Raw genomic sequence first — 13,948 nt, forward strand, 5'->3', positions numbered from 1 at the left:
CCAACAGCGGCTCTGAGCAATCGCAGCAACCAAGCTGGTAAAGCCAAGCATCCGAGCTGTCCGATAGCGTAGCGCGAAAGCCACAAGCGGCGGCAATCCATCTTGCAAATTCCATCTTTGGTTGATTGTGAGCTGGCACACAAATAGCGTTGCCAGCGGGACGCGAGGGGGCGAAGCGTGCATTGGCAGCATTTGCGTGCGCGAGCCGCACGTGTGGACTCATCCGACGGCGTGGCAACGCGGGCGGACCGCGGCGATGTCGCAGGCCGCATCGTCGCACGACGGCGCACGGCATTGCTCTCCGGCACGACATTGATCGCAGCGACCGTTTGCATCGCACTTGCCGCCATTTCGATGGCGCCGACGTCTGTGCGCGCGGACGGCGGCAAGGGCGGCGATGCATCCAGCTCTGGCGGCGCGGGCGGCATCGATCCAAACGGCGGTGCCGGAGCCAACGGATTGACTGGCCTTGCAGGTTCGGGCGGCGGTGGCGGGGGCGCAGGGGGTGGCAGCGGCGGCTCCGGCGGGACCGGCTCAACCGGCGGGCTCGCAGGCGCCGGCGGCAATACGCCCGGCGCAAACGGGACAAACGGAGGCGGCGGCGTCGGTAGCGCTGGCGGTGGTGGCGGCGGGGCCGGGGGTACTAACGGAACCGTGGCGACGACACTTGGCAATGTCGGTGCGCTGGCCGGCGGCACCGGCGGGAACGGCGGGAGCGGCGCCGGCGGTGGTGGTGGCGGCAGCGGCGGCTATGGAGCCATCGTCTCGGGGGCAACCGCCAACACGAATTCCGGGTCGATTGACGGAGGAACAGGCGGCAACGGCGGCAACGGAAATCTCATTCAACCCTTTGCAGGCGGCGGCGGAGGAAACGGCGGAGCTGGTGGGTCCGGCGGAGTGGGCGCCTATTTCGTCGACTCGGGTGCAATGCTCACGACCTCCGGAACCATAACGGGAGGAAGTGGCGGAAGCGGCGGACGTGGTTTTGCGACCATGGGCTTCATCGGATCGGGTGGTGCGGGCGGCTCCGGCGGTGCGGGCGTCTCCTTCGCCGGCACCGGCGGGATGCTCACGAACACCGAAGCCATTACGGGAGGAAACGGCGGAAGCGGCGGGATCGGCAGTTTCGGCGCCCCCGGCGGGAACGGCGGCTCCGGCGGAGCGGGCGCCTATTTCGCCGGCACGGGTGCAACGCTCACGACCTCCGGAACCATAACGGGTGGAAATGGCGGAAACGGCGGGCAGAGTTCTACGGGCTTGAGCGGCGCCGGATCGGCTGGCGCGGGTGGCTCCGGCGGAGCGGGCGTAGCCTTCGCCGGCACAGGCGGGTCGCTCACGAACGCAGGATCCATTACGGGAGGAAACGGCGGAAGCGGCGGCTTCGGGCTCGTCAGCGCCTCCGGTGGGAACGGCGCCTCCGGCGGTGTGGGCGTCTCCTTCGCCGGCGCGGGTGGGACGCTCACGAACGCCGGATTTATTTCGGGTGGAAATGGCGGAAGCTTTGGCATCGGGGGCGGCAGTGCCACCCCCGGCGCCGGCGGTGCCGGCATCAGCGGCGCGGGCCTCGCGATCGTCAACAACGGCACGATCACCGGCGGCCTTTCCGGGGACGGTGTGACGCGTGCCGATGCGATCGTCTTCACTGCGGGCGTCAACTCCCTCACCGGAACGGGCACGACCGGCAGCTTCACGATGACCAGCGGCGGCACGTTCGCGCCCGGCTCGGGCGCCGCCGGCAGCTCGATGACGGTCGCCGGCAACCTCGCCTTCCAGTCGGGCGCGGTTTATCTGGTGCAGGTGAGCCCGTCGGCCGCGAGCTTTGCCAATGTCACGGGCACGGCGACGCTCGCCGGCACCGTGCAGGCCGTGGTCGGCCCCGGCTCCTTCACGCGTGGGCAGGCCTATACGATCCTGCACGCCAACGGGCTGGGCGGCAGCAGGTTCGACGGGCTGAGCGTGAGCAATTCGAATTTCACCTTTGGCCTGACCTATACCACCAATGACGTAGTCCTCACCCTGACGAGTGCCGTCTTAGGGGCGGGCGCCGGCCTCAACCAGAACCAGCAGAACGTCGCGAGCGCGCTCAACAACTTCTTCAACAGCGGCGGGACGCTGACGCCGAGCTTCGGCAACCTGTTCTCCCTAACTGGCGCCAATCGCGCCAATGCACTTACGCTGCTTTCGGGCGAGGCGGCGACCGGCGCGCAGCAGGGTGCCTTCCAGCTGATGACCCAGTTCCTCGGCGTCATGCTCGATCCGTTCGTCGATGGACGCAACGGCGTCGCTGGCGCCGGCAGTCCCACGCTCGGCTTTGCGCCCGATCGGCCGGACCTGCCCGCCGACATCGCGCTCGCGTATGCCAAGGTGATGAAGACGCCGCTCTACAAGGCGCCGCCCGTGGTGTACGAGCCGCGCTGGAGCGTATGGGGCGCCGGCTTCGGCGGCTACAACAAGACCAATGGCGATCCGGCCGTGCTCGGCAGTCATGACCTGACGTCGCGCGCCGCGGGCTATGCGACCGGCCTCGACTATCATTTCACCCGCGACACGGTATTGGGCTTCGCGCTCGCCGGCGGCGGTACAAGATGGGATCTCGCACAGGGCTTGGGCGGTGGCAGGAGCGATGCATTCCAGGCCGGCGCCTATGCCGCGACCCGCTCGGGTCCGGCCTATGTCGCGGCATCGCTGGCGTTTGCCAATTACTGGATGTCGACCGACCGCGTCGCGGCGTTCGGCGACCACCTCACCGCCGATTTCAACGCGCAGAGCTTTGCTGGACGCGCCGAGGGCGGTTATCGCTTCGGCTCACCGGTCGCCGGGATCACGCCCTACGCCGCGCTGCAGGCGCAGAACTTCCGTACGCCTGGCTACAGCGAGGTCGACGTCAGCGGTGGCGGCTTCGGGCTGACCTACAATTCGCGCGCCGGCACGGATACCAGGAGCGAGCTCGGCAGCCGCTTCGACTATGTGACGGCGTTCTCCCGCGATGCCGTGCTGACCTGGCGCGGACGCATTGCCTGGGCGCACGACTGGGTGAGCGACCCGGCGCTGACCGCCGTGTTCCAGACGCTTCCCGGCGCAAGCTTCATCGTCAACGGCGCGGCGCCCGCGAAGGACTCCGCGCTGGTATCCGCGGGCGCCGAGCTCAAGCTCGTCAACGGCGTCACACTTCTCGGCAAGTTCGACGGCGAGTTCGCGCGCGGCTCGCAAACCTATGCCGGCACCGGCACGATCCGTTACACGTGGTAGAGCGGGCGGAGCGACATGCCGTCGTGATGATGCGCCGCATCTAAAGCGAATATGGCAAGTCCGGTGTGCGTCAGAAGCTGAACTCAACGTGAGCACAGTGCGTCCGCTTTTCGGTCCATAGCGACCAATCGCCGTCGGTCAGCGCCTCATGTCTTGCCCCCGCGCATTCGCCAAGACTAGGCTGGAAGGCCGGCCTTTCGCAGCCCGTCAACCAGGTGCTCCAAATCTTCGGCGCGTTTGAGAATGGATACCTGCTGCTGGGTGCCGCTGATGCTGTATCTTGGATTTAAGCGTAGAACCTCGTTTGCCTCTGCACGAGCATCTTCCATTCGTCCCAGCTGAGCGTACGTCGCAGCCAAGAAGGCGTGGCCATACTGGTGATTGGGCGCGCGGCTAATGGCTTCGGTCAACCAATGTTGGGCATCGTGGTATTCTCTGAGGTGGTAGTGAGCTACGCCGACCATCAACGGCGCAAAATGCGGATGGAATGGATCAAGGCGCATTTGCAACTTGGCGATTGCAATAGCTCTGGTCGGCTCTCCCACCGAGTAAAATATTTGCGCGAGGCGGTAATCCGCGAAATTGGGGTTTAGCGCCAGCGCCCTTTCGGCGGCGCCAGTCGCTGCGTCGAAGTCACGCTTCCGGATGATGTTATAGCCCAACTCGGCATAGGCTTCGGGCAGGCTCGGATTGTGGGCAATTGCCGTGCGCGCCAATTTGATGGCCAGGTCAAGGATAGTCGGGCTCAAATATTCATCATTCAGCGGATTGAGCCAAGCCACCCGGTGAGTGCTGGCCAGCATTGTATAGCAACGGGCATATTTCGGATCGATGGCCAGCGAATCTGCGAGGTGCCCTCGTGTCCTCAATAATTCCGCCATTTGCCACGAGGACTGGAACGCTATCCACGCCGCACTTGCGCGCATGTAGTGATCGTAGGCCTGCCAAGTCTTGGGCGGCTTGAGCAAGGTGCGTTCAGCTTCCGCCATGTTCACATGCGCGACCAGAATTGCGGCGATCGTCCGCGCCACGTCGTCCTGGATCGCAAATACATCCTTTAACTTCTGGTCATAGCGCTCGGCCCAGCGGTGGACGCCACTTGCAGCATCAATCAGCTGCGCCGTGATCCGAACTCGGTCATTGCCCCGACGAACGCTACCCTCCAGAACATAGCGCACGCCGAGTTCTCGACCCACCAGACGCAAGTCAACCGCTCTGCCCTTGTATCGAAAACTCGAATTGCGTGCGATCACGAACAAGTCCGAGAAGCGGGACAACTCGGTGATGATGTCTTCCGAAATTCCATCCGCAAAGTACTCCTGCTCCGGGTCGCGACTCATATTCTCAAAAGCCAGGACGGCGACCGATGGCTTGTCGGGAAGCGCAAGCGCCGGTCGCGCCGGGGCGTTGCCGAACGACACGCGATAGACCCGCACCGGCCGTGCAATGTTCTTCAGTTGATGCTCGCCACTATCTTCGAATTCGACGTCAAGCTTATCCTGCGTATCTTCGCGCACGCGTTGCGATACACAGATGTCGCCCGGCTCACAAAGCGCCTCGAGCCGAGCCGCAACATTTACCCCGTCCCCAAAGATATCGCCGCCTTCTATGATGATGTCGCCGGCATTGATGCCAATGCGGAACTCGATCCGCTTTTCAATTCGCACATCGGTGTTTCGAGTGATCATGCCACGCTGTATCGCAACGGCGCATCGCATCGCGCCGACCACGCTGGCAAACTCCACCAAGATTCCGTCGCCAGCGCTTCTGATGAGCCGCCCGCCGTGCTTTTCGATCTCGGGATAGAGGAGCGCGGACAGATGTTCGTTCAGCCGGGCGTGCGTACCCTCCTCATCAGCACCCATGAGGCGGCTGTAGCCAGCCACATCGGCCACGAAAATAGCACTCAGTCGCCGTTCCACACGGTCTGCGGCCATAAAAGCTCGCCCTGATCCGATCCGATCTTTAGTCAAAGACTATTGTCAGAAGAAGGAGGTGTCTATCGGGCTCCGAACACCGGTGTTGTTCAGTTAGTGCCAGCCCGCGTGCGAGCTTGGCGAGATCGACCCGGTATCGAATTCTGCCCGCTTCGATGGCGAACCGCGTGCGAGTCGCGGACGGATGGGCGCGCTTGCAGGGTGCCCGAGAGCGCCAGCTGGTCGGATGACGTTCTTTCGGAGGTTGCGCCCTTGAAGGGCGCGTGGTCCAGTTGTCCTTGAAAATCGCGATACCCGGCGGAAAGGGATCAGTGCATGACGAGACTCACGCCGCTATTTCTCGCCGCGCTTGTGATGCTCTCCAGTCCCGCCCTGCCGAATGAAGGGCAGATTACATTGGTCGTGGGATTTGCAGCAGGGGGAACCTCCTCAACCGCGGCCAGAATCGTGGCTGAAGCAGCCGAGCAGATGGCGCGAATTTCCACGATCGTGGAAAATCGACCTGGCGCAGGAGGGGCGATAGCGGCGGATTGGATCCTTCGGCAAAAGGGGACTCGAACGCTCTTGTTCATGTCCTCCACGTCGTCGCTCAGGACGTCACCCCAAAGCGGGCTCGTGCCGATCGGAATTTTGGCGACCTTCTCCTACGTTGCTGTCACGAGAAAAGACGCTCCCGCGCACCTTGCTGAATACATGCAGGAAGCCTCGCGCGAGGAGAAATATCGCACCGTAGCCACCGCAGGCGCCGGGAGCATTCCCCATCTGATAGGCACAAAGCTTTTCAGTGACTACGGAGTGCCGATGGTGCACGTGCCGTATCAAGGCTCGGCGCCGGCGATCCTCAGCGTCCTTGGGGGGCACGTCGCGGCTGCGATTGTTCCTTTTCCAGATTTTCTCCCGTTTCAAGATTCGCTTCGGATTATTGCGCAAACCGGTAGCGGGATTGAGACGGAAGGATGGGTCGGCATCCTCGCTCCGCCGGATACATCAGCGGAGGAAGTCGTCCGCCTCGCCGAGATTTTCCGGCAAGCGTCGCAAGGTTCTCAGGAAAAGCTGAAGAATGTTGGATTCAAGCATGTATGGCGATCCGGTGCTGAGGCACGAGCGATGCATGAGAGGGATTACGCCCAGTGGACGCCCATACTTAAGGCGCTCGGAATCCAACCCTGACACAAGAGCAACGGTGGCCGGCCATGACGTGACCAACGGGCTTCACATCCTGCTGCCCGGAGCAGCGTCGATTTTGCGTGCTCTGGCTCAGGGCTCCCCCGTCTCTTCCGCATTCGGCAAGCGCATATTTGGACGCTGCCTTGAGCTCCGATCACGGAGCCCCTGCACGGACCGAGACCAGATTGCAGCTTTGTCGGGCGCTGGGCCAGGGCACTAACGGCCCTTAGATACTTTCTGGACCGTCTTAAGCGCTTGATTGACGCCCTTCAGCGATTCATTGACATCCTCCAGCTGCGCTTGCAGAGCATCCCTGCGCTTCTGTAGGTCCTTCAGCAGTGCTTTCCTTTGCGCCGCGGTCAATTCCTCGAAGTCAATGAGATCCACTGCAAATCTACACATCGCCGCCTCCAAAGTGGCAAAACTAGATTTGATTAATCCCTTGTCCAATACACGGCTGAATTGTCGACAATTTCTAGTGGATAATCAAGCGGGATGATACTCGGCTCCGACGAATTTTGGGCGAGCTTGCGCGGCGTGACACCGACACAAAGCGTTGCACTTTTGGCACCGGCTTGGTGCGACTGACCTGATCGTTTCAAGGATCAATCAATCGGCCAAGCTGCGCGTTGGGGTTTGCGGCCGCATTGACCAGGATTGCCGTGTAGTCGGCAATCCAATTCTGGACGGTGTGCGGCTCGAACAAGTCGTCCTTGCGCCCGCATATGCCGGTCATTCCCGACGGGGTGTCCTTGAGGGTCATCGAGAGCCAAGCGCGATCAATCGGCATGGCAGACCGTTCCTCCTGGTAGCCGAACGGGCGAACCGTCAGATCGGGCAGCCGGAGCGCTCGGCGGAACGCAACCTGGAGAACGAAATAAACTTGAACGAGTGATGCCGGGCACAAGCCGGTTTCTTCCGCCAGTCGGCTGGCAATGATATCGAATGGAAGTTCTTGTCTGGCGTGAGCCTCCAGGACGGCCTCGCGCACGCGATTGAGCGCTTCGCCAAAGGTCAGATCAGCATCAAGTTGGGTGCGGATGATCGTGGTGTTCGCGAACGGACCGATCACGCGTTCTGTCCGGAGTTGAGACCGATTGGCCATCAAGGTCGCGACGCAAATGTCGTTGCGCTCGCTCCGGAGCAGCAGCAGGGTCTTGAAACCGGCGAGTAAGCTCATGAACAGGGTTGCGCCCCGGTCACGGCTGATGGCGCTGAGCTGCGTCACCAGATTGTTGGATATTTGAAAAGGCTCCTGGACAACGCGCGAGGTCAATTCACCTCCAACGCTGCTTTTCGGGGCTGCAAATGGAGGTGAGGCTTTGTCGAGGCACCGCTTCCAGTAAGCGAACTGCCTGTTTGCTTCCTCGGTGCCGGACCACAAACGCTGCCAGCGAGCGAAATCGGAAAACTGAAGCGACGGTTCGGGCAGTTGCACCTTCGCACCGGAAATCGCAGCGGCATAAATCTCCAGAAGCTCTTCCATGAAGATTGCCATCGACCAGCCATCGATGATGATGTCGTGCATGACCAGAAGCAAAACATGGTCCCTGGCATCGAGCCGGAAGATATAGGCCCGGAACAGTGGCGCATTGTTCATGTCGATCGGCGCCAGGGAGCTCCGTTCGGCTTCCAACTTCGCCTTTACCAGCAGAAGTTCCGTGGCTCGAGCATCTCCGGTATGCACCGGGGCTGCATAATCCTTCACAGCCAGGATCGATCTGACATCGACGTCCGGCACGACGCGCGCGAGAGGGACCTCACCCTGCCAGATAAACGCCGTGCGCAGCATGTCATGCCGACGCACGACCTCGGCAAGGCTCCGCTCGAGCACGGGAATGCTTAGTCGGCCCTGCAATCGATAAGCGAACGGCAGGTTGAACTGGGGCAACCCGGATAATTTTCGCTCGATGCGTAGCATGCGCTCCTGCACGATGGAGATTGACTGTGCGTCATCTCCATCAGCGCGCGAAATCTGCGGTTGCGGATCGTGCGGGCGCACCAACGAGCCGGCGCCCCCTTTCAATGATTCAAGGTGAAGCGCAAGAGCCGCAACGGTCGGCCAATTGAAGATGTCTTCGAATGACAGGGTGCTGCCGAAGCGCTCCTCCACACGCAAAATCAACTGGGTCATGGCAAGTGAATCCACGCCGAGCGCGAAGACATCTTGGTCAACGCTGATCTGATCGATGTCCAAAATGTCCTGCCAGATACCGGCCAGTTGACGCTCCAATTCCGAGCTGGGCGCAACTCCCTTGCCGCCGTTCTGGATTGGTCGAGTCTTGGAAAAGCGGGCCGCAAGTTCATTGCGCTTGATCTTCCCGCCGGGGCCTTTCGGAATCTCCGGTACAATCACGATGAGGCCAGGGACCTTAAACCCGGCCAGGCGTCCTCGGGCATAGTCTCGGAGACTTTGTGCGCTCACCTTTGCGTCCTGACGCAGCACGATGGCGGCGGCGACGTCCGCGCCTAGTCGCTCATGGGGGACAGGGAAAGCAGCGGCTTCGATCACAGCCGGGTGGCTTAGCAAGGCCCCCTCTACCTCGGCGGGGGCAACCTTCTGCCCGCCCTTATGGATGATCTCCTTGATGCGACCGACGATAAAAAGGTACCGGTCGGCGTCCAGGTATCCGACGTCTCCGGTCCGGAACCAGCCGTCCTGAAATGCGGACGCGGTAGCGTCGGCATCATTGTCGTATCCCCTGGTTATGGTGGGACCTCGCAGCGCGATCTCTCCACGTTTGCCGGATGGCAAGCGACGACCCACACTGTCCAGTATCGCGATCTCGGGGCCGGCCGGCCGGCCGACTGAATCGCGCTTTCGCCGCTGCAAGGGATTTGCAGCGATCTGGGTGGCAGCCTCCGTCATGCCATAGGTGTCGATAACGGGAACACCAAACAACGCTTCCAGTCCGTCGAGCACTTCCGACGACAGAGACGTCGAAGCCGAACGAACGAGCCGCAACGAGGACCGCTGTGCAGCCTGCCTGTAGGGATCGGCCGCTGCCAATAGCGCGCGATGGATTGCCGGTACCGCAGTGTACCAGGTCGGTCGAAACTCCGTCAGCCAGCCGAAGAAGGCTGTTGCATCGAAGCCGGGAGGACAGACCGCACTGGAGCCTGCCGCAAGCGCGGCCAGAAGTCCCGAGATCAAGCCATGCCCATGAAAGAGAGGCAGCACGCTCAGCAATCGGTCGCGAGCCTCAAGCTCTAGGGCGGCGCCAACGTTGTCGGCCGACAGGCAGACGCTTGCATGGGTCAGAGGGACCGTTTTGGGCCGCGACGTGCTGCCAGATGTCATCAGGATGAACGCGTCGTCAGCGCTGGACGCAAACTCGTCGTCAACCAGGAGCTGCGGTGCCCGACCGGCAACACTGAACGCGCCGGCTCCCTCGTTCGGCCGAATCGACACATCGATCACGGGCACGCCCTGGATTTGGGCGGCGCGTCGGCTGGCCGAATTCAAGTCGGCGTGCGTCAATAGCGCCGCCAGCTGCAATTCGTCGAAATAACGCTGGTATTCATCACAGGTGAAACCCGGATTGAGAGGCACACAAACCGCGCCGGCCGCAACCGTGATCGCCGCTACTGCAGCCTCTGGTCCGTCCGGCAACACGACCGCGACCCTGTCAGTTCGGCGCACGCCGACGTTCCGCAACCCGAAAACCACTTCATTTGCCTGCGTCCATAGCGCGCCATACGTCATCGGGCGGCGCGCCGGGGCCAGAATGGCATAGCGCTCCGGCGCAGTTTCCGCATGGTCGGCGAGGAGGTCTCGAACGCACGGAAAGGGGCGTCTTCCGGCGCTCTTGCGTGCGTTACCTTTCCGCAATTCCTTGACAATATTCGACAACGCCGCCCCTCTTCGTCAATGTCGCTCCGTATACTGAACTGGTGAAGTCAATTCCCAGAACCCTCAAACACATCGAAGACGAGAATACGCGGATAGCATCGTCGGGCAATCGACCGCGGGCGGCTCGGCTGCGCTCAGGCAAGTTGCCCGTTCTGACAGTGTGGGGAGGGGATGTATGCACAATTTCGGAATATTAGAAGAATATCCCTGAGTTGCCCGACGTGTCAAGTTGCCTGGTCGACCCCGCCAGCCGCCGACTCCTTTGCATGGGGTTGTTTTCGATATTTTGGCAGCGCCGCCTGCGACGGCCCCAAAACTCATCCCGCTTTAGTGCCGCACCACCAGCACCGAGCATTTGGCGTAACGCACCACGTGGCCGGCATTGGAGCCGAGGAAGTAGGTGCGCATCGCCGGCCGGTGCGAGGTCATCACGATGAGGTCAGCTTTCATGTTCGCGGCCTCCTCGAGGATCTCGTGATAGATGCCGCCCTGGCGGACCACGCCGGAGATGCGTCCGGGCGCGATGCCGGATTCGCGCGCGACGATCGCGAGCGCTTCTTCCGACGTTTCACGCTGCTGGCTGTCGAAATCCGCCGGAACATATTCGGCGAGCATCACCGGCGTCATCGGCAGCACGTTGAGCAGACGCACCGTCCCGTTCCATGTTTGCGACAATGTTGCAGCGGTTGCGATCGCCGGCTTCGCCAGATCGGTGTCGGCGAGGTCGATCGGCACGAGAATGGACTTGTACATCTGCGCCTCCTGTCCGCGATTGGTCTGGAGCCGTTTGGTCCCTGTGCCGGGACGCGCGCCTTCTTTTTCTTGAAGTCGTCCTGTATCGACGCGAACCGGTCCCCCTGTCGCGCAGACGTCAATATAGCATGGCGGAGCGGCGCTGTCCGCTTGCGTCAGCTGCGCGAGGCTTGCTTCAACAGTTTAGGGCTGACGAACAGGACGAGCTTGCCGCGCCGGAACGAGACGTCGTTCCAGTCGTCGGTCGCGAAGTCGAAGACGGCGAGCCCCGAGGTCGGCAGATTGTCGCCGAGCGCGCGCTTTGCGGCCTCGTCGCCGCTGCCGGTCAGCGTCAGCGCGAGCTCGTGCATGCCGGGGTTATGGCCGATCAGCATCAGCCGCTTCGGATCGGTGACCGAAGCCATCCGGATCGCGGTCAGCAATTGCACGGGATCGGCGCCGTAGAGGTCCGGCACGAATTCGACTTTCGGCGCAGGTCCGGCGCCCTTCAGCGCCTCGCGCACGATGTCCCAGGTCTGTGCGGTGCGGACTGCCGGCGAGACCAGTGCCAGATTGGGCAGGGGCGGACGACGGGCGATCCAGCCGCCGATCTCCGCCGCATCGCGGTGGCCGCGCTCGTCGAGGCGGCGGTCCTGGTCGTGCCCCGAAGGCGCGTCGTGTTCGGTCTTGGCGTGACGCAGCAGCAGCAAACGGCGCATGGACTTCCATTCTCGATTCGGTCAGGTCGAATTAATCTACAGGCTCATGCCCTGGACAAGGTGACAAGCGCCGCAGCGGTCCGTAAGAAACGCCATGAGCGAGAGTTCCACAAGTGCGGCAGACGGCCCCGATCAGGCGGACTCGCAGTTCGGCGACCGTCTGGCGTTCGACCTCGACGTCGACATTTGCGTGGTCGGGGCCGGGCTGGCCGGCCTGACCGTGGCGCGGGAGGCGGCGCGGCTCGGCGCGAGCGTCGCGGTGCTCGAGGGCCGCCAGATCGGCTGGAACGCCTCCGGTCATCATCTCGGCACCGTGATGCCGGGATTCGGTCTGCCGATGACAGATGTGATCGAGCGCGTCGGCCTCGACGATGCCCGCGAATTGTGGGCATTGTCGAAGGAGGGCGCCGATTATGTCCGCGCCACCGCTACCGAAGATTTGATCCCGGGCATCAAGCCGAGTGATGGCGCGCTGGAGGTCTCCAATGTCGATGTCGGCGAGGCGCTGATCGGCCGCCTGCAGACGCTGGGCGAGGATTTCGCGACCGAGGTCGAGGGCTGGCAGGTCGATCGCGTGCGCAGCGTGCTCAGGACCGGCCGCTATTTCCACGGCATCTATTATCCGAAGGCGTTCCAGATCGATGGCCGCAAATATGTGCATGGCCTCGCCGCGCTGGCGATGCGGGCGGGCGTGCGGATCTTCGAGGAGACGCCGGTCGTCAGCATCGATTTTTCTGGCATCCGCAAACGCATCGTGACGCCGACGGCGCGGCTGCGCGCCAACCATATTGTCCTCGCCGGCAACATCCATCTCGGCGCGCCGTTGAAGCGCTTGTCCGATACGCTGCTGCCGGTGTGGCGCTACGCGGCTTTGACCGAGCCGCTCGGGGAGCGGCTGGCGGAGACCATCGCGTTTCCCGGCTCGGTCGTCGACAGCAACGGCATCGACCATTTCCGTGTCGTCGATGGCGATCGGCTGTTGTGGGCGAGCCCCGAAACCACCTGGGACGCACGGCCGAAGCGGCTTGGCGGGGCGGTGCAGCGCCGCATCGCCACGGTGTTTCCGCAACTCGGCAAGGTTCCGATCGCGGAGATGTTCGGTGGCGCGGTCGGCGTCACCGTGCACGGCATGCCGCAGATCGGCCAGTTGCGCCGGGGCCTGTGGGTGGCGAGCGGCTTCGGCCGGCAGGGACTCAACACCTCGGCGCTCGCCGGGCAGTTGATCGCGCGCAGCATCCTGTGGGGCGACGACCGCTGGCGGCTGTTTTCGCCGTTCGAGCTGGTCTGGGCCGGCGGCACCACCGGCCGCGTCGCCGGTCATTTCGTCAGCCTGTGGGCGAGGGGCGCCGCGTCCGCGGCGGGTGTTCTGGCGCGCTACCGCGAGGGTGCACGTGCGAAGGAGCGCCTGCGGGAGGCGCGGCTCGCCGAGGCCAATCTCAGGGCGGGAACCAGGGGACCCGCACCCCGCCGTCCACCCCCGTCGGGGGTGCGGCCGGCGCGGCCGCCCGCGCCCAGGCAGATCGAGGACGGCGAGGCGCCGTATCCGGATGCCTCGCAAGAAAGTGAGCGGATCTCCGACGGGCGGATGTAACGTCCGCCGGCGGGGTTCGTATCTCTTGACGAACCTCGGGCACGCCCTGCTGAGCCGTCCGCACCGGAGATGATTGATGATCGATCGCCGCATCCTGCTTGCTTCCGTCGCCGGCCTGTTCGGCTTCGCCGCCTTCCGCTGGCTGCGCGCCTCGCCGGCGCAGGCCGCCGAGAAATTCGAGATCGAGAAGACCGACGCCGAATGGCGCGCGCAGCTGACGCCGCAGCAATACGAGATCCTGCGCAACCAGGGCACCGAGCGGCCGGGATCCAGCCCGCTGCTCAAGGAGCACCGCAAGGGCACCTTCGCCTGCGCCGGCTGCGACCTGCCGCTGTTCTCGTCCGAGACCAAGTATGAGAGCGGCACCGGCTGGCCGAGCTTCTGGAAGCCGCTGGACAATGCGGTCGGCACGACCTCGGACCGCACCTTCGGCATGGTGCGCACCGAGGTGCATTGCCGCCGCTGCGGCGGCCATCTCGGCCACGTCTTCGACGACGGCCCGAAACCGACCGGACTGCGCTACTGCATGGACGGTTTTGCGCTGGTGTTTCACCCGGCGGCGCCGTCGGCGACCTGACATTCCTTCCCGGCAATTGTTGCCGCTCCCGGCAAATGTGCCCCGGTCGAACGACCGGGGCATTTTTTTCAAGCGGATGATTTTGTTACGTTTTGTTTCGTGGCACGACCTTTGCGACATGCT

The 13,948-nt window shown here is 63.2% G+C and carries 9 protein-coding genes; 4 read left to right on the forward strand and 5 right to left on the reverse strand.

Annotated elements, in window-relative coordinates:
* The first annotated feature begins 213 nt into the window (after positions 1-213).
* Complete coding sequence (locus IF803_RS20600; RefSeq protein WP_461193270.1) at positions 214-3,249, forward strand: autotransporter family protein; 3,036 nt, start codon at positions 214-216, stop codon at positions 3,247-3,249.
* A 176-nt stretch (positions 3,250-3,425) separates the two neighbouring features.
* Here the strand turns inward: IF803_RS20600 and IF803_RS20605 are convergent, their stop codons facing one another.
* Complete coding sequence (locus IF803_RS20605) at positions 3,426-5,186, reverse strand: adenylate/guanylate cyclase domain-containing protein (RefSeq protein ID WP_461193271.1); 1,761 nt, start codon at positions 5,184-5,186, stop codon at positions 3,426-3,428.
* A 315-nt stretch (positions 5,187-5,501) separates the two neighbouring features.
* Between IF803_RS20605 and IF803_RS20610 the strand changes: the two genes are divergently transcribed.
* A complete protein-coding gene (locus IF803_RS20610) occupies positions 5,502-6,356 on the forward strand; it encodes a Bug family tripartite tricarboxylate transporter substrate binding protein (protein WP_461193272.1) in 855 nt (284 codons plus the stop codon).
* A 213-nt stretch (positions 6,357-6,569) separates the two neighbouring features.
* Here the strand turns inward: IF803_RS20610 and IF803_RS20615 are convergent, their stop codons facing one another.
* The 4 genes from IF803_RS20615 to IF803_RS20630 all read right to left on the reverse strand — a co-directional run bounded on the left by IF803_RS20615 (position 6,570) and on the right by IF803_RS20630 (position 11,657).
* Positions 6,570-6,755 (reverse strand): hypothetical protein, encoded by a 186-nt coding sequence (locus IF803_RS20615; RefSeq protein WP_304496162.1) that lies wholly within the window; start codon positions 6,753-6,755, stop codon positions 6,570-6,572.
* 196 nt (positions 6,756-6,951) lie between these two features.
* On the reverse strand, positions 6,952-10,206 hold the full coding sequence (locus tag IF803_RS20620; RefSeq protein ID WP_461193273.1) for an AMP-binding protein: 3,255 nt from the start codon (positions 10,204-10,206) through the stop codon (positions 6,952-6,954).
* Positions 10,207-10,533: 327 nt separating this feature from the next.
* A complete protein-coding gene (locus IF803_RS20625; RefSeq protein WP_461193274.1) occupies positions 10,534-10,959 on the reverse strand; it encodes a universal stress protein in 426 nt (141 codons plus the stop codon).
* Between the two features lie 155 nt (positions 10,960-11,114).
* Positions 11,115-11,657 carry a SixA phosphatase family protein gene (locus tag IF803_RS20630; RefSeq protein ID WP_304496160.1) on the reverse strand — a complete coding sequence of 181 codons (543 nt, stop codon included), beginning with the start codon at positions 11,655-11,657 and terminating at the stop codon, positions 11,115-11,117.
* A gap of 94 nt (positions 11,658-11,751) precedes the next feature.
* Here IF803_RS20630 and IF803_RS20635 point away from each other — a divergent pair, with 94 nt between their 5' ends.
* The gene (locus tag IF803_RS20635; RefSeq protein ID WP_411783259.1) at positions 11,752-13,248 is read left to right on the forward strand and encodes an NAD(P)/FAD-dependent oxidoreductase; all 1,497 of its coding nucleotides are present in this window, start codon (positions 11,752-11,754) and stop codon (positions 13,246-13,248) included.
* Between the two features lie 76 nt (positions 13,249-13,324).
* Positions 13,325-13,825 (forward strand): peptide-methionine (R)-S-oxide reductase MsrB, encoded by a 501-nt coding sequence (gene msrB / locus IF803_RS20640; protein WP_141340720.1) that lies wholly within the window; start codon positions 13,325-13,327, stop codon positions 13,823-13,825.
* Positions 13,826-13,948 lie beyond the last annotated feature (123 nt).

This window comes from Bradyrhizobium sp. UFLA06-06 (genome assembly GCF_054820065.1).

Coding starts and splice junctions, on each gene's coding strand:
- IF803_RS20605 (WP_461193271.1), bottom strand. CDS start 5,186: ATGGCCGCAGACCGTGTGGAACGGCGACTGAGTGCTATTTTCGTGGCC.
- IF803_RS20610 (WP_461193272.1), top strand. CDS start 5,502: ATGACGAGACTCACGCCGCTATTTCTCGCCGCGCTTGTGATGCTCTCC.
- IF803_RS20615 (WP_304496162.1), bottom strand. CDS start 6,755: ATGTGTAGATTTGCAGTGGATCTCATTGACTTCGAGGAATTGACCGCG.
- IF803_RS20625 (WP_461193274.1), bottom strand. CDS start 10,959: ATGTACAAGTCCATTCTCGTGCCGATCGACCTCGCCGACACCGATCTG.
- IF803_RS20630 (WP_304496160.1), bottom strand. CDS start 11,657: ATGCGCCGTTTGCTGCTGCTGCGTCACGCCAAGACCGAACACGACGCG.
- IF803_RS20635 (WP_411783259.1), top strand. CDS start 11,752: ATGAGCGAGAGTTCCACAAGTGCGGCAGACGGCCCCGATCAGGCGGAC.
- msrB (WP_141340720.1), top strand. CDS start 13,325: ATGATCGATCGCCGCATCCTGCTTGCTTCCGTCGCCGGCCTGTTCGGC.